The organism is Streptomyces sp. NPDC048389, from assembly GCF_040706335.1.
Taxonomy (GTDB): Bacteria; Actinomycetota; Actinomycetes; order Streptomycetales; family Streptomycetaceae; genus Streptomyces.
On sequence record NZ_JBEZKP010000017.1, the window covers coordinates 12,864 to 32,241 of the forward strand.

Consider the following 19,378-nt stretch of genomic DNA (forward strand, 5'->3'; position numbering starts at 1 on the left):
CAGAGGCGCGGCGTTGTACGGATCACGAGGTGGGGGCAGAGCAGCACGATGGCACAGGGCACGGTCCAGGTGACGCACACCGGTACCTCGCGGTGGCGACGCCGCACGGGCGAGTACGCCTCTCTCGCCGCTGCCCTGGAGGCCGCCGGCGACGGCGACGTCCTCACCGTTGCCCCCGGCACCTATCGCGAGAATCTCGTCGTCCGGCGCGCGGTCACCCTGCGCGGCCCCGAGGGTGCGATCGGCTCGGTGCGCATCGCGCCCGCCGACGGAGTCCCCCTGACCGTGTGCGCCTCCGCCACCGTGCGGGACCTCCATGTGGAGGGCCAGGACTCGGCCGCCCCGGCGCTGCTCGTCGAGGACGGTACCCCGGAGCTGACGGACCTGCGGATCGTCACCCGCTCCGCGGTCGGCATCGAGGTGCGCGGTGCCGCCCGGCCCGTGGTCCGCCGCTGCACGGTCGACAATCCGGCGGGCGTGGGGATCGGCGTACTGGACGGCGCGGGCGGGGTGTTCGAGGAGTGCGAGGTGGTGTGCGCCGGTCAGTCCGGTGTGTCGGTGCACTCGGGGGCGCATCCGCGGCTCGAGCGCTGCCGGGTGCACCATGCCTCCGGGGCGGGCCTGAGCGTGACCGGCGAGGGCAGCGGCCTCGAGGCGATCGGCTGCGAGGTGTACGAGATCAAGGGCACGGGCGTCCAGATCGCTTCGCGCGCCGGTGCCCACCTGACCGACTCCTCCGTCCACCGCACCTCGGCCGACGGTGTCACGCTCGACACCGACGCGGTCCTCACGCTCTCCGACTGCGACATTCACGACATCCCGGAGAACGCGATCGATCTGCGGTCCCGTTCCGTCCTGACCCTCACCCGCTCCACTGTGCGCCGCTTCGGCCGCAACGGCCTGTCGGTGTGGGACCCGGGGACCCGGGTGGACGCCAACCGGTGCGAGATCCACGACAGTACGGGTGACTACCCTGCGGTCTGGGTCAGTGACGGCGCTACCGCCGTCCTCGACTCCTGCCGGGTCCACGACGTGCCGGACGCGCTCTTCGTCCTGGACCGCGGGTCGCGCGTCGACGTCGTCGACAGCGACCTCTCGCAGGTCCGCAACACCGCCGTCTCGGTGAGCGACGGTGCCACGGCGCAGCTCGACGACTGCCGTATCCGCGAGGTCTCCACCGGCGCCTGGTTCCGCGACCACGGCAGCGGCGGCACGCTGAACGGCTGCACCGTCGACGCCGCGCAGACCGGCGTGATCGTCACCAAGGGCGCCGACCCCCTGATCGAGCGCTGCACAGTCACCTCGCCGGCCGAGGCCGGTTTCTACGTCTCGGCCGAGGGCCGTGGCACCTTCCGCGACTGCCGGGTCACGGGCAGCGGCGGCTACGGCTTCCATGTGATGGACGGCTGCCGTACGACGCTGAGCCGCTGCCGCACGGAGCGGTGCGTCCGCGGTGGTTACGAGCTGGGCGAGGAGGACGGCACGGTCGTGGAGGAGTGCACCAGCGACGAGAGCGGGGTCCTCCGCCCCGGGGCGGAGCAGGCCACGGCCACCTTGACGGCGGCCAGGACCGGCACTCCCGGGCTGCTGTCCGCCGTGCCGGTGCAGACTCCGCAGCCCCCGGCCGCGCCGCACGCCCCCGAGGGCGAGCCGGCCCGCAGCTCCGGGGCGGTCCTCGGCGAACTGGACGCCCTGGTGGGCCTGGACAGCGTCAAACGCGAGGTCCGCACCCTCACCAACATGATCGAGGTCGGCCGCCGCCGCCAGGAGGCCGGACTGAAGGCGGCCTCCGTCCGCCGTCACCTGGTCTTCACCGGCTCCCCCGGCACCGGCAAGACGACGGTCGCCCGGCTGTACGGCGAGATCCTCGCCTCCCTCGGTGTGCTGGAGCGCGGGCACCTGGTCGAGGTGTCGCGGGTGGACCTGGTCGGCGAGCACATCGGCTCGACCGCGATCCGCACCCAGGAGGCGTTCGACCGGGCGCGCGGCGGTGTGCTCTTCATCGACGAGGCGTACGCCCTCTCGCCGGAGGACTCGGGCCGGGACTTCGGCAAGGAGGCCATCGACACCCTGGTGAAGCTGATGGAGGACCATCGGGACTCCGTGGTGGTCATCGTCGCCGGCTACACGGCGGAGATGGAGCGCTTCCTCGCCGTCAACCCCGGGGTGGCCTCCCGCTTCTCACGAACGATCACCTTCAGTGACTACGACCCCGAGGAGCTGCTGCGGATCGTCGAGCAGCAGGCGGAGGACCATGAGTACCGGCTCGCGCCCGGCACCGGCGAGGCGCTGCTGAAGTACTTCACGGCCCTGCCCAAGGGGCCCGCCTTCGGCAACGGCCGCACCGCGCGCCAGACGTTCGAGTCGATGGTGGAGCGGCACGCCGGGCGGGTGGCCGCCCTCGCGGAGATGAGCACCGACGATCTGACCCTGCTCTACGCCGACGATCTGCCCGAACTGCCCTGAGCCTGCCGGGGCACGACAGGGACGAGCCGTTCGAGCAGCGCCGTCCGCTCCTCGGCGAATATCGGATCGGCCTGGTAGTCGGAGTGCCCGAGAATCGGCTCGGGCAGCGGATGCCGTTCCGAACGCCCGTAGACGACAGGGTCCTTGAGCGCCGTCCTGTCCACGTCCGTCGGGTCCTCGCAGTCGGCGCCGGGGTGCGCGTCCTCGCAGTGCGCGCCGGGGTGCGCGCCCTCACGGCCCGCAGCGGTGTGGACCCGCTCGTCGGCGATCAGCATCGGTCCGCCGATCGGGTCGGTGTGCCGCCACAGATTGCGCCAGCAGTCGAGTTCCCTGCTGAGTCCGAGCAGTGCCCCGGGCCCGAAGTACGCGGGGAACCACCGTCCGTACAGACGTTCCAGCGGCGATCCGTACGTCAGGAGCGCCACCCGCCGGCGGGTGGCCATGGGCAGTTGCCACACGGCGGCCGCGGCCAGCACACTGCCCTGCGAGTGGCCGGAGATCACGAGCCGGCCACCGGTCCGCGCGGTCCAGGTACACATCCGCCACGTCAGATCGGGTACGGCCCGCTCGGCATAGCAGGGTGGCGCGAAGGGGTGCGCGGCGCGCGGCCAGAAGGTGCCCACGTCCCACAGGATGCCGATGGTGCGGCGGGCGGAGGCGTCTCGGTAGGCGCGGCGGCCCATGGTGACGAACAGTATGAAGCCGAAGCCGACCAGCCAGGATCCCAGCGCCTGAGCGGTCCGGGCCGCCGGTTCGGCAAGGCCGCCGACCGCGAAGGAGCGGCCCGGCACCTCACCGGTCAGCCAGGCGCCGCAGAGGGCCCCGGCGCCGAGCAGCAGGGTCGCGCCTGAGACGACGCCCACCACCAGGGGCGCGACGTCGGTGAGGGCGGCGCGGGCGCGGGTGCTCGCGATCCGGCGGGTGCGTACCGCGTCGCGGCGGCCCTCGCCGGGGGTTCCGTCGAAGTACTCCGCCTCGACCCGCGGCGCGAGCCGGCGGGCGGTGAGCCAGGTCCGGGCGAGGAGCAGCAGTGCGGGGACCAGCAGCACCGCCAGCAGCACGGGAATGACGGACGCCTGCCAGCTCAGCAGCACCGGCGGCCCCGGGATGGTGCCCTCGCCGTCCATCCCCGGCGTGCCCGGCCCGTCGATCCAGTCCGCGACCCGCTGTGCCACCCCGCCGGTCATCACCCCGCCGAGGGCGCAGGCGAGCATGGCGACGGCCGGTCCGCCGAGTCCGTGCAGAACGGTCCGCGGATGGCGCGCGCGGCGGTGAAGAAGCCAGGCGGCGACGGCGAGCGCGACGACGAGCCCGCCCTGGGCGAGGACGATGACACGGAAAGTGACCTCGCCGGGAAGAGTGCCGCCCGATGCCCAGCCGGGGCGCGACCAGGAGGAGTAGAGCAGCGACAGGACGAGCAGCACCAGCGCCGCGCCCGGCAGGCCCCGGACCGCGGCGCGGTCGAGGCGGACATCGACGCGCCGCTCGCTGCGTCCCCGGTGGCACACCACCCACAGCACGGCGGCCGCGCCGGCCACGAGCGCCCCCTCCAGCAGCATGCCGCAGATCTTCAGCAGCGCGTCCTGCGCGGCGCGGTCGTGGCGGGCGGCGGCCCCGGCGACCGCGGCGGCGACGGTGAGAAGACCGGCGGCCGTATGGGCGGCGCGCAGCCGGGCCACGAGCCGGCGACCGTACCAGAAGCCGGGTCTGCCCAGCGCGGGCCGTACGCTCGGTGCCGCTGCCGCCTCTTGCCAGGCGCCGCCGGAACCGTCGCCCTCCTCGTCCTCGCCCTCCTCGTCCTCGCCCTCGTGGTCCCCGCCCTCCTCGTCCTCGGCCACGTCGCCGACGGCGTCCCCGGTCGGCGGGCGCTGTGACTCGTACGCGCTCCACGTCCGGTTGGAGAGGTACCAGAGCAGCCCCACCAGTGCGACGGGCACCGCTGAGGCGAGCGCCAGGCGGCGTCCCGGCTGGGACCACCAGCCGTCCTGCGCCCCGGCCATGAAGCCGAGCCAGGACCGGTCGCCGCTGCACGCGGCAGACCCGGCGCACTGCCAGGCCAGCAGGTCGAGCGCGACCTCGCAGGCGGCGGCCGTCAGCAGCACGGTCAGGCTCAGCGCGACCAGGCGCACCAGCACCCCGTAGAGCCGGGTGGTCCGCCGCATCCCGGTGGCCCGGGGCCTCATCCAGTGCGCGAGGTTCACGACCATGAACGGGAGCAGCAGCAGCCACAGCGCACGGGCGCCGTCGCCGGAGGTGAGGTTGGACCAGCAGTACGCCTCGGGGATGGGCCGGTCGCGGTGGGCGGCGGGGTCGTTCTCCGCCTCGGCGTCGTCGGTGCGGCGGTACACGGCGGCCTTGTCGTCGCCGGTCATCCGCACCGTACGGGGGTCGCCGAGCATGTCCCGCGGGGTGGCGCCGCCGACGCCGTGGACGAGCAGTTCGAGTGCGGGTCCGCCGCTGTGCGGCGGCCGGGTCACAGGGGACACTGCGGTGACTTCCTCTCTCGGCAACGATGGCGAAAGAACCGCGGATCGAGGCGGCTCGCCGCACCGCTCTCACGGAATCTCCCCGAGCCCGGCGGGCCATACGCGTGCGAGGATGAGAAGCCTTGGCCACACCCCCCGCGGGCGGCGTGGCCGGCATCGGACGAACGGGAAGGACCGGCCCCGGCGGTGAGCGACAACCAGAACCTCCTCGCGGAGCAGCGGCGTGCTCTGATCCTCGACGAGGTGCGCAGGCGCGGCGGGGTGCGGGTCAACGAACTCACCCGCAGGCTCAACGTCTCCGACATGACGGTGCGCCGCGACCTGGACGCCCTGGCGCGGCAGGGCGTCGTCGAGAAGGTGCACGGCGGTGCGGTACCGGTGGCCGAGCCGAGCACGCACGAGCCGGGGTTCGAGGCGAAGTCGGCGCTCGAGCTGCGCGCGAAGGAGGACATCGCGCGGGCGGCGGCGCGGCTGGTGGCGCCGGGCAGTGCGATCGCACTGTCGGGCGGCACGACGACGTACGCCCTGGCGCACCATCTGCTGGAGGTACCGGAGCTGACGGTCGTCACCAACTCGGTGCGGGTGGCCGACGTGTTCCACTCGGCGCAGCAGTCCGGCACGGAGGGCGGGCGGCGTCCGGGGGCCGCGACGGTGGTGCTCACGGGCGGGGTGCGTACACCCTCGGACTCACTGGTGGGGCCGGTGGCGGATCAGGCGATCCGCTCGCTCCACTTCGACATGCTCTTCCTCGGGGTGCACGGCATCTCGGTGGAGGCGGGCCTGTCCACACCGAACCTGGCGGAGGCGGAGACGAACCGCCGTCTGGTACGGGCGGCGCGCCGGGTGGTGGTGGTCGCGGACCACACCAAGTGGGGGACGGTGGGCCTGAGTTCGTTCGCCGACCTCGCGGAGGTGGACACCCTGGTGACCGACGCCGGGCTGCCGGCCGCGGCCAGGGAGGAGATCGCGGACCATCTGCCCGGACTCGTCGTGGCGGGCGAGCCGGACGGGGACGGCGCTCCGCGGCCTGCGGAGCAGTACGACGGTCAGGACGGCTGAGCCGCCGTGGCCGTGTTCCGTCTCGGCCGGACGACCGAGTTGCCCGCCCGTGAGTGCTGGCTGCGGGTCACCGACTGGCCGGCACATGCCGCGCAGGTGCCCTTCACGGCCGTCGAGGTGGCGAGTGGGCCGCCCGCCGGTGTGGGCACCGTGTTCGTCGCGCGCAGTGCGCTCGGCCGCTTCGGTTTCGACGACCCGATGGAGGTCGTCGAATGGCGGCCGCCGTCCCCCGGCCGGCCGGGCCGCTGCCGGCTGGAGAAGCGCGGCAGGGTGATCACCGGCTGGGCCGAGATCGAGGTGCACGGGACCCGCTCGGGTTCGGTGGTGCTGTGGGTCGAGGAGCTGCGGTTCCCGCTGTTGCCGTCGGCGCTGGACCCGCTGGTGGCGCGGGTGGGCCGGCGGGTGTTCGGCCGGGCGCTCGACGGGATCCTTCGCGAGGGGGGCGGGATGCGGGGTGCGGGCGGGGGCTGAGGGGCGGACATCGGACCGCGCCGCGGCTATGGTGTGCGGTCCCGCCCCTCGCCACTGGAGGTAGCCCTATGGCACGCCAACTCCGTTCGGTTGGACTGGAGTTCGCGGACAACGCGCCGCTGCGCCTGGTCTTCTCCGCACAGCTCTCGGCATCACCGGAGGCCCTGTACGCGGCGCTCGCCGACGACGTCGCCGGCTGGCCGGACTGGTTCACCGCGGTGACCGCCGCCCGGCCCGTCGACGACGGCGCGGGCCGTGAGATCAGGCTGAAGGGCGGCACGGTGTTCACGGAGACGGTGCTCGCCAGGGAGCCCCACTCCCGCTACGCGTACCGCGTCGAGCAGACCAACGCCCCCGGCCTGCGAGCCCTGTTGGAGGAGTGGCGGATCAGCCCGACGGCGCACGGCGCCCGGGTGCGGTGGACGTTCGCGGCCGACGGCCCCGCGCCGCTGCGGCTCGCGCTGCGGCTCGGCCGTCCGGGACTGGGCCGCGCCTTCCGCGACGCGGTTCGCAATCTGGACCGCCGGCTGGCCCGCTCCCCCGGCATCTGACCGCCCGGCGTCCGACCGACCGGCGGCTGCCCGTCAGCAGCGCCAGACGCCCTGGGCGAGGAACTGCTCGATCACGAGCGCGTACGGCCGGATGTCCAGCCCCTGCTCGGCGAGCCAGGCGTCGGAGTAGTACTTGTCGAGGTAGCGGTCGCCGGGATCGCAGATCAGGGTGACGACACTTCCCTTCTCCTCCGCGGCCACCATCTCAGAGACGATTTTCAGCGCACTCCACAGCCCGGTGCCGGTGGAGCCGCCCGCCTTGCGCCCGATCGCGCCCTCGAGGGCCCGTACGGCGGCGACACTGGCCGCGTCGGGCACCTTCATCATCCGGTCGATGGCACCGGGCACGAAGCTGGGCTCCATCCGCGGCCGGCCGATGCCCTCGATCCGCGAGCCGCAGTCACTGCTCGCGCCGGGATCGCCGTGCGTCCAGCCGTCGAAGAAGCAGGAGTTCTCCGGGTCGGGCACGCAGATACGGGTGTCGTGCTGCATGTAGTGCACATAGCGGGCGATGGTCGCCGAGGTGCCTCCGGTGCCGGCCGTCGCGACGATCCAGGCGGGCGCCGGGTACCGCTCGAGACGCAGCTGCTGGTAGATGGACTCGGCGATGTTGTTGTTGCCGCGCCAGTCGGTGGCCCGCTCCGCGTAGGTGAACTGGTCCATGTAGTGGCCGCCGGTCCGCTCGGCGAGGGCGGCGGACTCCTCGTACATCTTCCGGGAGTCGTCGACGAAGTGGCACCGCCCGCCGTGGAACTCGATCAGCCGGATCTTCTCCGCGCTGGTGGTGCGCGGCATGACGGCGACGAACGGCACGCCGACCAGCTTGGCGAAGTACGCCTCCGAGACGGCGGTCGAGCCGCTCGACGCCTCGATGACGGGCTTCCCGGGCCTGATCCAGCCGTTGCAGAGCCCGTACAGGAACAGGGAGCGGGCGAGGCGGTGTTTGAGGCTGCCGGTGGGGTGGGTGGACTCGTCCTTGAGGTAGAGGTCGATGCCCCACTCCTCCGGCAGCGGAAAGCGCAGGAGGTGCGTGTCGGCCGAGCGGTTGGCGTCCGCCTGGACCTTGCGTACGGCCTCTTTGAGCCATGCCCGGTAGTGCGGATCGCTGCGGTCGACGTCGACGGTCGCGGCCGTCCTGCCCGGTGCCGGCTGCTGCGCCGTGCTGTTCATCGCGTCGCCCTTCGTCTGCGGCCGGCTGCTGCGACCGTTTGGTACCACTGGCAACAGTAAGCCCCCCACCTGCGCAAACATTCGCTTTGGGCATCCATAGGCGTCGCTTGTGGCCGGGTGGTGCCGGGCGTACTGGTGTACGCGGCGCGAGTTGTGCACACTTCAGGGGAGTCACTGCGAAGGGGGCGGACGGATGGCCGTGGCAGAGCCCGAGTTCAGCGCCACAGGGGTACGGATCGAGCGCTGGCCCCGCTCGCTCACCCGGGCCGGACAGGTGCTGATCAAGGACGGCAGACTGGCGCTGATGACCAGCTACGGCAAGGTGATCGAAAGCGCCCCGGTGCGTGCCGTCAGCGCCGGACGGCCGTGGTTCGCCGGGGAGGACAGCACCGTGGCGACACTGAACGGCAAGCGGTACCGCCTGACGATGGGGCAGCGCAGCAGGAGGGCGGACGCCCGCGTCCTGGCGGGGCGTTTCCTGGAGGCGGTCCGCGGGGCGGGCGGCGACCGGCGCTGAGCCGTACGGGCCGCCCGGTTGCGGGCCTGTGGGCGATGGTTCACGCTGATACCACCTCACTCAGGGTGCACCGGTGGTCACGCTGTGATCCAGCCCCGCCGGTAAGATCAGCAGGTCGGCCGACTGCTGGATCGCCTTTCTCGTCTTCTTCCGGACTATTTCGGGGAGTCGCAGCCGTGATCAGCCAGCCCAGCAGGCACTGCACGGTGGAGCTCCAGGCCCTGCCGTCGCGGATCGGTCAGGTCCGCAGAATCGTCTCGGCGCAACTGCGCTACTGGCATCTCGATCCTCTGATCGACCAGGCCGCGCTCGGCGTCACCGAGTTGCTGACCAATGTCCTCAGGCATGCACAGCCGGACAAGATGTGCACCGTGGACGTCGAGCTGCTGCTCGACCGGCTCACGGTCTCCGTCCACGACCACGACCCGCGGCTCCCCGCCGTACGCGACCCGGGCATGAGCGCCACATCCGGGCGCGGCCTCGCGCTGGTGGCGGCCATGAGCGAGAGTTGGGGCGTGAAACCCCAGGGCGACACGGGCAAGGTCGTCTGGTTCACCCTTCCGGCCTCCTCCCCCACCGTCACCCTGCCCGAGTACCCGGCGGTGTACGGGGCGACGACCATCGGCCCGTTCGCGGGGGCGCTGGAGACGAAGTCCGTGCCGGTCGCGCCGGCGACGGAGACGCCCGGCGCCCGGCCGACCGTCGCCGGCTGACCGGGCCGAGCAGGCGGGCGGAATCAACCCCTGAGAGCGCTGCTCGGCGGGCGATGCCGCACAGGACCGGTCTCCAGGGGGTCGTCGACGACTTCGGCCGGCCGGAGGTGCAGCACTGGACAGGGCTCGCGTACCACGAGGGCCCGTCGGCGTCGGCCCCCGCGCGTACGGCGGTCCGGCGCAGACAGCGCATCCCCGCAGGCGTCTTGCCGGGCCCGGTCGTCGAGGAGGCGCCGGCGGAGGTTCGGCGGCTCGCGGCGCTCGACGGCGTGGTCTGCGCGGCGCTCGCCGTCGACCCGCGCCGCTGGGAGCCGCTGTACGCCACGCTGTGGGAACAGGGCTCCCGAGGAACACCCGGCGACCGCTACGAGGTGCTCCGCCTTTCGCAGCCGGAGCGCGCCGCGCTGCGCCGGGGCAGGCACTGGTGAGCAGCCGTCAGGTCCGGTGTCACCCCTCCGGCAGCCGCTCCTCCTGATCCGACAGCCGGCGCCGGGTCCGCACCTCGTGGGTGACGCGCCCCGCGATCGCACCGCCGTAGACCACCACTCCGACCCCGACGAGCCAGGACTGGACGACCAGTACCGTGCCGAAGGGGCCGTACGTCACCGCGTTCGAGGCGATCAGCGGGGAGAAGACCAGCTGGGAGAAGACCCGGAGTCCGAGCATGGCGACCGCGGTCGCCAGGGAGCCCGGCAGCAGGGCCCGCCAGCGGACCCGTCCGCAGAGCAGCAGCCGCTGCGAACTCCAGAAGAACAGGATCGTGCCGGTCAGGTCTCCCACCGCACCGACCACGGAGGACACCACGGAGTCGCCGGGCAGTGGGGTGCTCACGAAGAAGAAGAGGTAGCCGATCAGCATCCCGAGCCAGACGACGTGCCGCCACATCGTGTGCCAGCGGGCGGCCGGGAGCTCCCAGACCTTCTCGTAGGTGGTCTGCACGGCGGAGCCGAAGGTGAGTCCGAAGACGACGAGCGCGGCGAGACCGAAGGCGGTGGTGCGCTGCAACGCCTGCCCCGGCATTCCGAACAGGCGCTCGACCTCGTTTTGCGAGGACCCCGCGAGGCCGAGCGCCTGACTCATCCAGCGGGCGAACCCCTGCCCACCCCCCGGGTCGGCAGCCGCGACGACGACGAGGAGCGGCACCAGCGTCAGGAACCCGAGGGCCGCGAAGCCCATGGCTCGGTGCAGCAGTTCCAGCTCACGGCCACGGTTCCAGCCCACTCCGAGAGGCGACCGCGCCACCCGGCGCCACAGGCGCAGGAGGCGGTGCCGGCGGGTGGACTCGTCGCTCACATCTCCTGGCCTACCCGCAGGCGCCCCTCGGCCCGCCCGCGACGCCTCCGGACGGGTGATCCGGCCCGCGGGGCGGACCACCCGTCCGGAGAGGGGGCGGAGGTCGGCACGAGCGCGGCGCCGCGGGCGGGGACGTCCGCAGGGCGACGGAAGCCCGGCCGGCACGGCCCCCGCACGGTCGTCCGGAACGCGGCGACGGCCGGGGCGGAGGTGGCCCTGCGCGGAGGCGATGGGATCAGGCGAGCGCGCCCAAGGGGTCGTCGAGGACCGGCTGCCACGCGAGCTCGGCCGCGCCGACCAGGCTGTTGTGGTCAAGGGTGCACGCCAGGATGGGGACTCCGCCGCTGCGGCCCCAGAGACTGCGGTCGGCGACCACGGCCCGCAGCCGATCCGGGTCGGCCTCGAGCAGTTCGCGGTGGAGACCGCCCAGGATGATGCGGTCGGGGTTCAGGATGTTCACCAGACCGGCGAGCCCGAACCCGAGGCGGTCGACGAGCTCCTCCGCCGCGCCCCGCACGGCGGGGTCGTCGTACTCCTCGCGGAGCAGGTCCCTCGCCCGCTGGAGCAGGGACACCTCGGGGCCCGGGGCGCGGCCCGCGGCCGTGAGGAAGGCGAGCGGATCGGTCTCGACGTCCAGGCAGCCGCGGCTGCCGCAGTGGCAGGGGCGCCCCTCCGGGTTGACCGTGAGATGGCCGACCTCGAGCGCCAGCCCGGAACTCCCGCTGTGCAGACGGCCGTCCAGAACGAGGGCGCCGCCGACGCCCCGGTGTCCGGTGGCGACGCACAGCAGATGGTGGGCGCCCCGGCCGGCGCCGTGGCGGTGCTCGGCGAGCGCGGCCAGGTTGACGTCGTTGCCGGCGAAGGCCGGCCCGGTGATCCCGGCCGCGCTCACTCGCTGGGCGAAGATGTCGCGCACCGGTGCCCCGGCCGGCCAGGCCAGGTGCAGCGGGTTGAGCGCGGTACCCTCCGGCTCCGCGACGGCGGAGGGGACGGCGAGGCCGGCGCCCGCGCAGCGGCGGCCGCTGCGGCGCAGCAGTTCCGCGCCCGCGTCGACGACCTCGCCGAGCACCTGGGCGGGGTCGGCCTGGACGGTGACACAGCCCGGTGCGGTGGCGACGATCCGCCCGCCGAGGCCGACGAGTGCGGCCCGAAATCCGTCGGCGTGGACCTGGGCTGCGAGGACGACGGGGCCGGTGTCGTCGACGGAGAGCCGGTGGGAGGGGCGGCCCTGCGAGCCGGCGGCCGCGCCGGGGCGGGAGTCGACGCGGATCAGTCCGAGGGCCTCCAGCTCCGCGGCGACCGCTCCGGCGGTGGCGCGGGTGACACCGAGTTCTGCAGTGAGTACGGCACGCGTGGGCGCACGTCCGGTGTGAACCAGTTCCAGGGCGGGGCCGAGCACACTGCGGCCCCTCTCCAGTCTCGTCCGGGTGGTCGTCGCCTTGCCGTTCATGGAGGCGAGTCTCCCATGATCCCGGAGGTGCGAGCGCTGTGCGTGCGGGGAATCCGGCCGCCTTGATGGCCGGCTCGGGAAGCCGGCCTGGATGGCCGGCTCGGACGGCCGGCTCGGACGGCCGCCTTGGGTGGCCGCCTTGGAAGAACGGGCCCGAGCCCCTATTCTGACTTTGTGCCGCTACTAAACAAACTTGCCACGGCCATACCGGGGGCACCGGACGGAGATCCCGCCACCGCCTCCCTGTCCCGCCTCCGCATCGCACTGACCGTCTTCTTCGCCCTCGACGGCTTCCTCTTCGCCGGCTGGGTCGTCCGCATCCCGGCCATCAAGCAGCAGACCGGCTCCTCCGCCGGTGAACTCGGCCTCGCCCTCCTCGGGGTGTCCGCCGGGGCCGTGGTCACCATGACGCTCACCGGACGGCTCTGCCGCCGCTTCGGCAGCCACCCGGTCACCGTCGCCAGTGCCGTACTGCTCGCGCTGAGCATGGCCCTGCCGCCGCTCACGCACTCTGCGGCGGCTCTCGGTCTGGTCCTGCTCGTCTTCGGCGCCGCCTACGGCGGGATCAACGTCGCGATGAACAGCGCCGCCGTCGATCTGGTGAGCGCGCTGCGACGGCCCGTCATGCCCTCGTTCCACGCGGCCTTCAGCCTCGGCGGGATGCTCGGCGCGGGCCTCGGCGGTCTGGTCGCCGGCGGACTCTCGCCCACCGTGCACCTGCTCGCCCTGACCGGTATCGGACTTGTGGTCACCGCGGTGACCGCGCCCGTACTCCTGCGCCACCACGTCCCGGCGGCCCGGACCGGCGACGCCCCCGCGGCGTCGCGCCGCATCGAGGGCCGCGCCCGCAGGCTCGTCCTGCTCTTCGGCGTGATCGCGCTGTGCACCGCGTACGGCGAGGGCGCGATGGCCGACTGGAGTGCGCTGCACCTGGAGCAGGACCTGCACGCCCATCCGGGGCTCGCCGCCGCGGGCTACTCGCTGTTCGCCCTCACGATGACCGCCGGGCGGCTCAGCGGTACGGTCCTGCTCGAGCGACTGGGCCAGACCCGCACCCTCGTCCTCGGCGGGGCGACCGCCGCCGCGGGCATGCTGCTCGGCGCGCTCGCACCGTCGGTATGGGCCGCGTTGGCCGGGTTCGCCGTCGCGGGACTCGGTCTGGCGAACATCTTCCCCGTGGCGGTCGGCCGGGCGGGCGAAATCGCAGGGCCCGGTGGGGTCGCCGCCGCGTCCACCCTGGGCTACGGCGGCATGCTGCTCGGCCCGCCGGCGATCGGCTTCCTCGCCGACTGGTTCTCTCTGCCCGTGGCCCTGACCACGGTGGCGGCGCTGGCGGCCGGCGCCGCGGTGATCGCGTACGGCGCACGGGGAGCCGCCGCCCCCAGGGCGGCTGAGTAGCCGTACTCAGGCGCTGCCGCGCCGGGCGTCGCAGCATGGAACCACCACGCGCCCGGGGAGGCCATGAACGCACAACTGACCACGCTCGCACGACTGACGTTCGGAAACCGGCCGGCCCGGATATATCTGGCGCTGATCGCCGTCGCAGCCGTCTACGTCGCGATCGACACCACGTTCGTCCACCACGAGGACGCGTCGCTGGCGGGGCTCTGGCTGCTCCTGCTCGCCGCGCCCACGATCTTCGGCTTCATGGTCCTCGGTACGTTGTTCGGGGACTCGTTCGCCCAGTCCGCCGCCTTCCTGTATCCGGCGCTCGTCGTGTCGGTGCTGCTCCAGGCCCTCGCGCTCGGACTGTCACTCGCCTGCTGACCGGCCACGGACACGGCGCCCGACCGCACAGGGCCTGAACGGTCCTCCCGCTCCATGGCTCGGCGCCGACCGGCACAATCGAGACCATGGAGATCTCCACCCTCATCAAGTACCTCGTCCGCGAAGGCCAGTTGCTGGCCTCGGCCGCCCAGGAAGCGGGCCCTGCCGCGGCTGTGCCGACGTGCCCTGCGTGGCAGGTGCGCCATCTGCTGCGCCACACGGGCATGGTGCACCGCTGGGCGACGGCATTCGTCGTGGAGGGGCACACCGAGTACCAGCCCGACGCCGGTGAGCCCGATCTGGACGGGGACGAGTTGCTGGAGTGGTTCCGGGAGGGACACGGGCTGCTGGTGGGCGCACTGAGCGAGGCTCCGCCGGACGTGTCCTGCTGGTCCTTCCTGCCCGCCCCTTCGCCGCTGCACTTCTGGGCACGGCGGCAGACCCATGAGACGGCGGTGCACCGGGCGGACGCCCAGTCGGCCGCGGGTGGCGGTCCTGGGCACGTCGCCACGGAGCTCGCGGTGGACGGCATCGACGAACTGCTGTCGGCGTTCCACGCCCGGCCGAAGAGCCGCGTCCGCACCAAGGAGCCCCGGGTGCTGCGGGTCAGGGCGACGGACACGGGCGACGTGTGGACCGTACGGCTGTCTGCGCAGCCGCCGCGCACCGAACGCACCGACGAGGGCCCTGCCGACTGCGAGATGGGCGGGACGGCGGAGCGGCTGTATCTGACGCTTTGGAACCGGCTGCCGCCGGCGGCCGTGTCCGTCACCGGGGACACCGAACTGGCGCGGCTGTGGCGGGAGCAGTCGGGCATCACCTGGTCGTGACACGCGCGGCAGTAGCCGTGCCACGACTCACGGCCACCCGCGGCGGGGCCCCTCGTTCTCTCGTCCCCGCGCCCGCGCCCGCGGGGACGGTGGGCCGAGGGGCGTGGCCGTCACCGGCAGCCGCGGCCTGCGGGTCACTTGCCCGGCCGACCGCGGACTTGTGACACTTCGTCCATGGAGCGACGCACGCAGGCCGACCGGGACGCCGTGACGATCGAGATCAGCTACGCACTGATCAGCGCTGCGGTGGCCGCGGCACTGGTCTTCGGGGCGGTCGCCGGTCCCAAGCTGATGTTCACGATGGGGTACGCCGTCGAGCGCGGCCTGCTGATCGCGGGCACCGCGGCGGGCGCGCTCGTCTTCGTCCTGCGGGTCGCGACCGTACTGTGGCGGTTCGGGCGCGGGGCGGCCCGGCCCGGCCGGCCGGGCCACACCAGCCCCGGCTCGTAGGCCGGCAACACCAGTCGGCCCCGGTCGCGGGCTTCGAGCTTCGAGCTTCGGCATGGTGCGGCCCAGAGCACCCCGACTGCCCACCGGGCGGCGCGCCCCGGTGTCCCGCCGACGATGGCGGCGAAGACGGCGAAGGCGGCGAAGACGATGGCGAGGAACACCGGCCCGTACGGGCAGTCGGCCGCGAAGTGCACCAGTGCGACGGCGCAGACACCGCATACCGTGGCCACCGGGTATTTCGCATGGAGCAGAAGCATCGCCGGCCCCGCGAGCGCACGCGGGCGAGGGTGTCGAGCGGTTCGCGTGTGCCCGGCTGGCTCTCGGCGGCGAAGCCCGTGCCGACCATGACGAGAGAGCGAGTGCCGGAGTCGCCCGCCACGGGATGCGCTCGCCGTCCTGCCGGTCCGCGAGACGACGCAGGTACGGCGGGCCGCCCCGTGCCCAGCGCGGACCTCCACAGCTGCCGGTGCACTGCTGTTCCATGCGGCCCGCGCTGGACCAGCGCGGTGGCCTCGGACGCCGGCCGGGCGGTGCGGCCGCCGCTTCCCGGGGGAGTGCGGGGCCGGGCCCCCGTGAAGGCGGCACCGAGGCCGGAGCCGGGCCCCCGTGGAGCGGGGCCGGAACCAAGGCCCGAGCCAGGGGCCCCCGTAGAGGGCCGGAACCAGAGCCGGACCCCGGGGGATCCGTAGAGCGGGCCCAGGGTCGGGCGCCTCCGGGCCGGCCCTGCCGGCGCTGCGTGCTCTGCACGGGCGGTGCTGTACGCACTGGCCGCGCAGGCGGGGCCGCGCCGTCAGATCCCGGCGGCGCCGCCCCGGGAGACGCCGGCGGCCTGCGGCAGCAGACCCACTTCGTGGGCCAGCCTGGTGGCGGCGTGCTCGAAGAAGGCGTCCCGGTCCTCGACGACGTTCCGGAAGTGGCCGAAGAGCTCGAAGGAGATCGTGCCGAAAACCTGCGACCACGCGGCGACCATCGCGGCGACGACGGGTGGCGGCAGGTCGGGGGCGAAGTCGGCGGCCATGCGCTGGAGCGCTGGGGCTGGGAGGTCGGCCGGTTCTTCGGCGACGTCGACGCCAGATCCACGGACAGGGAACTGCTCGCGGCCGCCCACAAGCACCCCGTCTTCCGGATCACCGTGGGCGGGTGACCCGCGGCCCGTGCCGGCCCCCGCCGGGCCCACCCGCCCCGGCCGGTCCGCGCCCGAGGACGCACGGCGCCGAAGAGGCGCAGCCGGGGGCGTGCGGCGTCCGGGCCCGCCTCCACGCGGCCTGGACGGGTGGAGGCGGGGGCCTGGAAGCGACACCTGGCAGGCGTGTCAGGGCGCGGGCTGCGACCCCCGCTTGTCCAGTACGTCCAGTGCCCGCCGGGCCAGCGCGTGCGTACGCACCAGGCCCGCCAGCGTCGTCGCCCCGCGGGTGATGTCGGCGAAGGCCGTCCAAGCCGGCCGGAAACCGGTGATGACGGCGTGCAGCAGGCCCGGCCGCCGTTCGAAGACGGCAAGCATCCGTCGCCCGACCGCCATCTCCACACCGAGCCCCGACTTGACGGCGAACGCGTAGTTCAGCGCCTGCCTGCGGGCGTCGACGGCGTCATGGGCCTCGGCGATCCGTACCGCCCACTCCCCCGCGAGCCGCCCCGAGCGCAGCGCGAAGGAGATGCCTTCCCTCGTCCACGGTTCCAGCAGCCCTGCCGCGTCCCCGCACACCAGCACCCGGCCGCGCGACAGCGGTGAGTCGTCGCTGCGGCAGCGTGTGAGATGGCCGGAGGAGACCGCGGGCTCGAAGCCGGCGAGCCCCAGCCGGGCGATGAAGTCCTCCAGGTACCGCTTGGTCGCGGCGCCCTCGCCGCGCGCCGAGATCACACCGACCGTCAGCGTCTCCCCCTTGGGGAACACCCAGCCGTAACTGCCGGGCATGGGGCCCCAGTCGATGAGCACCCGGCCCGCCCAGTCCTCGGCGACCGTCGCCGGGACGGGGATCTCCGCCTCCAGGCCGAGGTCCACCTGGTCGAGCTTCACCCCGACATGGGCTCCTATCCGGCCCGCGCTGCCGTCCGCGCCGACGACCGCGCGGGTCAGGACCGTCTCGCCGTCCGACAGCACCACGGCGACCGTGCGCCGGTCCGGCACCGCCGGTCCGTGCTGCTCCACCCGTGACACGGCCGCTCCGGTGCGCAGCACCGCGCCCGCCTTCTGCGCCTGTTCGACGAGACCGGCGTCGAACTCCGGGCGGTTGATGAGCCCGAAGAGCATCCGTTTGGAGCGGCGGGTGCGCGCCAGCCTGCCGTTGAGCGAGAAGGTCACCGCGTGCACCCGGTCGCGCAGCGGGAGTTCGAAGCCCGGCGGCAGGCTGTCGCGCGAAGGTCCGATGATCCCCCCGCCGCAGGTCTTGTAACGGGGCAGTTCGGCTTTCTCCAGCAGCAGTACCCTGCGGCCGGTCACCGCCGCCGCGTACGCCGCCGACGCCCCCGCGGGGCCTCCGCCGACCACGACGACGTCCCACACTGGGTCGCCAAGCTCATTTGCCGCCTCTGCTCCGGTGGCATCGTTCTCGCTGCTCACGATGTACTTCTGCTCCCGATCCGACCTGTGGCTAGGGCTCTCGACGGCATCCTACGGCGCGGTCGCCCGCCACCCGTTGTGGGAGGATCGACCACACATTCGCCGTACACACATCGCACAACGACGTGCCCCCGAGGAGCGTGCCCATGACCGCCGTACCGATCGCAGAGACCGTCGCGTCGCTGATGCCCCGCGCCGAGGCGGAGCTCAGGGAGCTGGTGGCGTTCAGGTCGGTCGCGGACCCCGCCCAGTTCCCGAGAAGCGAATGCGAGGCGGCGGCCGCGTGGGTCGCCGGCGCGCTGCGCGCGGAGGGCTTCACGGACGTGGCCGTCCTGGACACCCCCGACGGCACGCAGTCCGTCTACGGCTTCCTGCCCGGCCCGGCCGGTGCCCCGACCGTGCTGCTGTACGCGCACTACGACGTGCAGCCGCCGCTCGACACGGCGGCCTGGGTCTCGCCGCCGTTCGAACTGACGGAGCGCGACGGACGCTGGTACGGACGCGGGGCCGCGGACTGCAAGGGCGGCTTCATCATGCATCTGCTCGCGCTGCGTGCCCTGAAGGCCGACGGCGGTGTGCCGGTGAACATCAAGGTGATCGTGGAGGGTTCGGAGGAACAGGGCACGGGCGGCCTGGAGCAGTACGCGGAGGCCCACCCGGAACTGCTCGCCGCGGACGCCGTCGTGATCGGCGACACGGGCAACTTCCGTGCCGGCCTGCCGACGGTCACGGCCAGCCTGCGCGGTATGACGCTGCTGCGAGTGCAGATCGACACCCTGGAGGGGAACCTGCACTCCGGGCAGTTCGGCGGGGCTGCCCCCGACGCGCTGGCCGCGCTCGTCCGCGTACTGGACTCGCTGCGCGCCGAGGACGGTTCGACGACCGTGGACGGGCTCACGGCGGACGCGGCATGGGAGGGCCTCGCCTACCCGGAGGAGGACTTCCGCAAGGACGCCAAGGTCCTCGACGGTGTCGAGCTGATCGGCGAGGGCACCGTCGCGGACCGCATCTGGGCCCGGCCGGCCGTCACGGTGCTGGGCATCGACTGCCCGCCCGTGGTCGGCGCCACTCCGTCCGTACAGGCGTCCGCGCGGGCGCTGATCAGCCTGCGGGTCCCGCCGGGCCAGGACGCGGCGGAGGCGAACAAGCTGCTCGCCGCGCACCTGGAGGCGCACACGCCGTGGGGCGCGCGGGTGGCGGTGGAGCAGGTCGGTCAGGGCCAGGCGTTCCAGGCGGACATCACGAGCCCCGCTTACACGTCCATGGCAGAGGCGATGCGTGTGGCGTACCCGGGCCAGGAGATGCAGTCCTCCGGCATGGGCGGCTCCATCCCGCTGTGCAACACACTCTCCGCGCTGTACCCGCGGGCCGAGATCCTGCTGATCGGACTGAGCGATCCGGAGGCGCAGATCCACGCCGTGAACGAGAGCGTGTCCCCCGACGAGCTGGAGCGGATGTCCGTGGCCGAGGCGCTGTTCCTCGTCAACTACGCGACGTCCAAGCGGGGCTGACGGCGGGGTTGACGGTACGGCCGGGAGCCGGCCGTACCACCGGGAGTCGGCGGGACGGCCGGGGCGGCCGCTCGGTCGCGCCGGCCC

Annotated in this window: 17 protein-coding genes and 2 pseudogenes; 13 read left to right on the top strand and 6 right to left on the bottom strand. The window is 73.4% G+C overall.

The window, feature by feature from the left end:
* Window positions 1-48: 48 nt before the first annotated feature.
* A complete protein-coding gene (locus AB0903_RS14830; protein WP_366702675.1) occupies window positions 49-2,466 on the top strand; it encodes a right-handed parallel beta-helix repeat-containing protein in 2,418 nt (805 codons plus the stop codon).
* Here AB0903_RS14830 and AB0903_RS14835 read toward each other — a convergent pair.
* Window positions 2,436-4,952, bottom strand: coding sequence for a hypothetical protein (locus AB0903_RS14835; RefSeq protein WP_366702677.1), 2,517 nt, complete (start codon window positions 4,950-4,952; stop codon window positions 2,436-2,438). The genes AB0903_RS14830 and AB0903_RS14835 overlap by 31 nt on opposite strands.
* Before the next feature lie 186 nt (window positions 4,953-5,138).
* On the opposite strand from AB0903_RS14835, the gene AB0903_RS14840 reads away from it, so the two are divergent.
* From AB0903_RS14840 to AB0903_RS14850, 3 genes are all read left to right on the top strand, one after another.
* On the top strand, window positions 5,139-6,011 hold the full coding sequence (locus tag AB0903_RS14840) for a DeoR/GlpR family DNA-binding transcription regulator (RefSeq protein WP_366702679.1): 873 nt from the start codon (window positions 5,139-5,141) through the stop codon (window positions 6,009-6,011).
* A gap of 6 nt (window positions 6,012-6,017) precedes the next feature.
* Window positions 6,018-6,482, top strand: coding sequence for an SRPBCC family protein (locus AB0903_RS14845; RefSeq protein ID WP_366702681.1), 465 nt, complete (start codon window positions 6,018-6,020; stop codon window positions 6,480-6,482).
* A 68-nt stretch (window positions 6,483-6,550) separates the two neighbouring features.
* Window positions 6,551-7,033: an SRPBCC family protein gene (locus tag AB0903_RS14850; protein ID WP_366702683.1), complete on the top strand. Its 483-nt coding sequence runs from the start codon at window positions 6,551-6,553 to the stop codon at window positions 7,031-7,033.
* 33 nt (window positions 7,034-7,066) lie between these two features.
* Here AB0903_RS14850 and AB0903_RS14855 read toward each other — a convergent pair whose 3' ends face one another.
* Window positions 7,067-8,203, bottom strand: coding sequence for a PLP-dependent cysteine synthase family protein (locus tag AB0903_RS14855; protein WP_366702685.1), 1,137 nt, complete (start codon window positions 8,201-8,203; stop codon window positions 7,067-7,069).
* Window positions 8,204-8,396: 193 nt separating this feature from the next.
* Between AB0903_RS14855 and AB0903_RS14860 the strand changes: the two genes are divergently transcribed.
* The 3 genes from AB0903_RS14860 (at window position 8,397) to AB0903_RS14870 (ending at window position 9,861) form a co-directional block, all read left to right on the top strand.
* Window positions 8,397-8,720, top strand: coding sequence for a hypothetical protein (locus AB0903_RS14860; protein WP_366702687.1), 324 nt, complete (start codon window positions 8,397-8,399; stop codon window positions 8,718-8,720).
* Window positions 8,721-8,896: 176 nt separating this feature from the next.
* Window positions 8,897-9,433: an ATP-binding protein gene (locus AB0903_RS14865; protein ID WP_366702689.1), complete on the top strand. Its 537-nt coding sequence runs from the start codon at window positions 8,897-8,899 to the stop codon at window positions 9,431-9,433.
* A gap of 53 nt (window positions 9,434-9,486) precedes the next feature.
* Window positions 9,487-9,861 carry a DUF4865 family protein gene (locus AB0903_RS14870; RefSeq protein WP_366702691.1) on the top strand — a complete coding sequence of 125 codons (375 nt, stop codon included), beginning with the start codon at window positions 9,487-9,489 and terminating at the stop codon, window positions 9,859-9,861.
* Window positions 9,862-9,880: 19 nt separating this feature from the next.
* Here the strand turns inward: AB0903_RS14870 and AB0903_RS14875 are convergent, their stop codons facing one another.
* Together AB0903_RS14875 and AB0903_RS14880 are read right to left on the bottom strand one after the other, a co-directional pair.
* Entirely contained in the window at window positions 9,881-10,693 is an 813-nt protein-coding gene (locus AB0903_RS14875; protein WP_366702841.1) for a YhjD/YihY/BrkB family envelope integrity protein, read from the bottom strand.
* 268 nt (window positions 10,694-10,961) lie between these two features.
* Window positions 10,962-12,176 (bottom strand): ROK family protein, encoded by a 1,215-nt coding sequence (locus AB0903_RS14880; RefSeq protein WP_366702693.1) that lies wholly within the window; start codon window positions 12,174-12,176, stop codon window positions 10,962-10,964.
* A 174-nt stretch (window positions 12,177-12,350) separates the two neighbouring features.
* Here AB0903_RS14880 and AB0903_RS14885 point away from each other — a divergent pair, with 174 nt between their 5' ends.
* From AB0903_RS14885 to AB0903_RS14900, 4 genes are all read left to right on the top strand, one after another.
* Entirely contained in the window at window positions 12,351-13,574 is a 1,224-nt protein-coding gene (locus AB0903_RS14885; RefSeq protein WP_366702695.1) for an MFS transporter, read from the top strand.
* A 63-nt stretch (window positions 13,575-13,637) separates the two neighbouring features.
* The gene (locus AB0903_RS14890) at window positions 13,638-13,943 is read left to right on the top strand and encodes a hypothetical protein (protein WP_366702697.1); all 306 of its coding nucleotides are present in this window, start codon (window positions 13,638-13,640) and stop codon (window positions 13,941-13,943) included.
* An 86-nt stretch (window positions 13,944-14,029) separates the two neighbouring features.
* Window positions 14,030-14,773 carry a maleylpyruvate isomerase family mycothiol-dependent enzyme gene (locus tag AB0903_RS14895; RefSeq protein WP_366702699.1) on the top strand — a complete coding sequence of 248 codons (744 nt, stop codon included), beginning with the start codon at window positions 14,030-14,032 and terminating at the stop codon, window positions 14,771-14,773.
* 174 nt (window positions 14,774-14,947) lie between these two features.
* Window positions 14,948-15,223 carry a DUF6332 family protein gene (locus tag AB0903_RS14900; RefSeq protein WP_366702701.1) on the top strand — a complete coding sequence of 92 codons (276 nt, stop codon included), beginning with the start codon at window positions 14,948-14,950 and terminating at the stop codon, window positions 15,221-15,223.
* Window positions 15,224-16,013: 790 nt separating this feature from the next.
* Here AB0903_RS14900 and AB0903_RS14905 read toward each other — a convergent pair.
* A pseudogene (locus tag AB0903_RS14905) lies at window positions 16,014-16,259 on the bottom strand (TetR-like C-terminal domain-containing protein); the annotation flags it as partial.
* Here AB0903_RS14905 and AB0903_RS14910 point away from each other — a divergent pair.
* Window positions 16,245-16,367, top strand: a pseudogene (locus tag AB0903_RS14910) (deazaflavin-dependent nitroreductase); the annotation flags it as partial. The pseudogenes AB0903_RS14905 and AB0903_RS14910 sit on opposite strands and share 15 nt — an antisense overlap.
* Window positions 16,368-16,535: 168 nt before the next feature.
* Here AB0903_RS14910 and AB0903_RS14915 read toward each other — a convergent pair.
* Window positions 16,536-17,780, bottom strand: a complete 1,245-nt coding sequence (locus tag AB0903_RS14915; protein WP_366702703.1) for a geranylgeranyl reductase family protein — start codon at window positions 17,778-17,780, stop codon at window positions 16,536-16,538.
* 146 nt (window positions 17,781-17,926) lie between these two features.
* On the opposite strand from AB0903_RS14915, the gene AB0903_RS14920 reads away from it, so the two are divergent.
* On the top strand, window positions 17,927-19,291 hold the full coding sequence (locus AB0903_RS14920; RefSeq protein ID WP_366702705.1) for a dipeptidase: 1,365 nt from the start codon (window positions 17,927-17,929) through the stop codon (window positions 19,289-19,291).
* The last annotated feature ends 87 nt before the right edge of the window (window positions 19,292-19,378 follow it).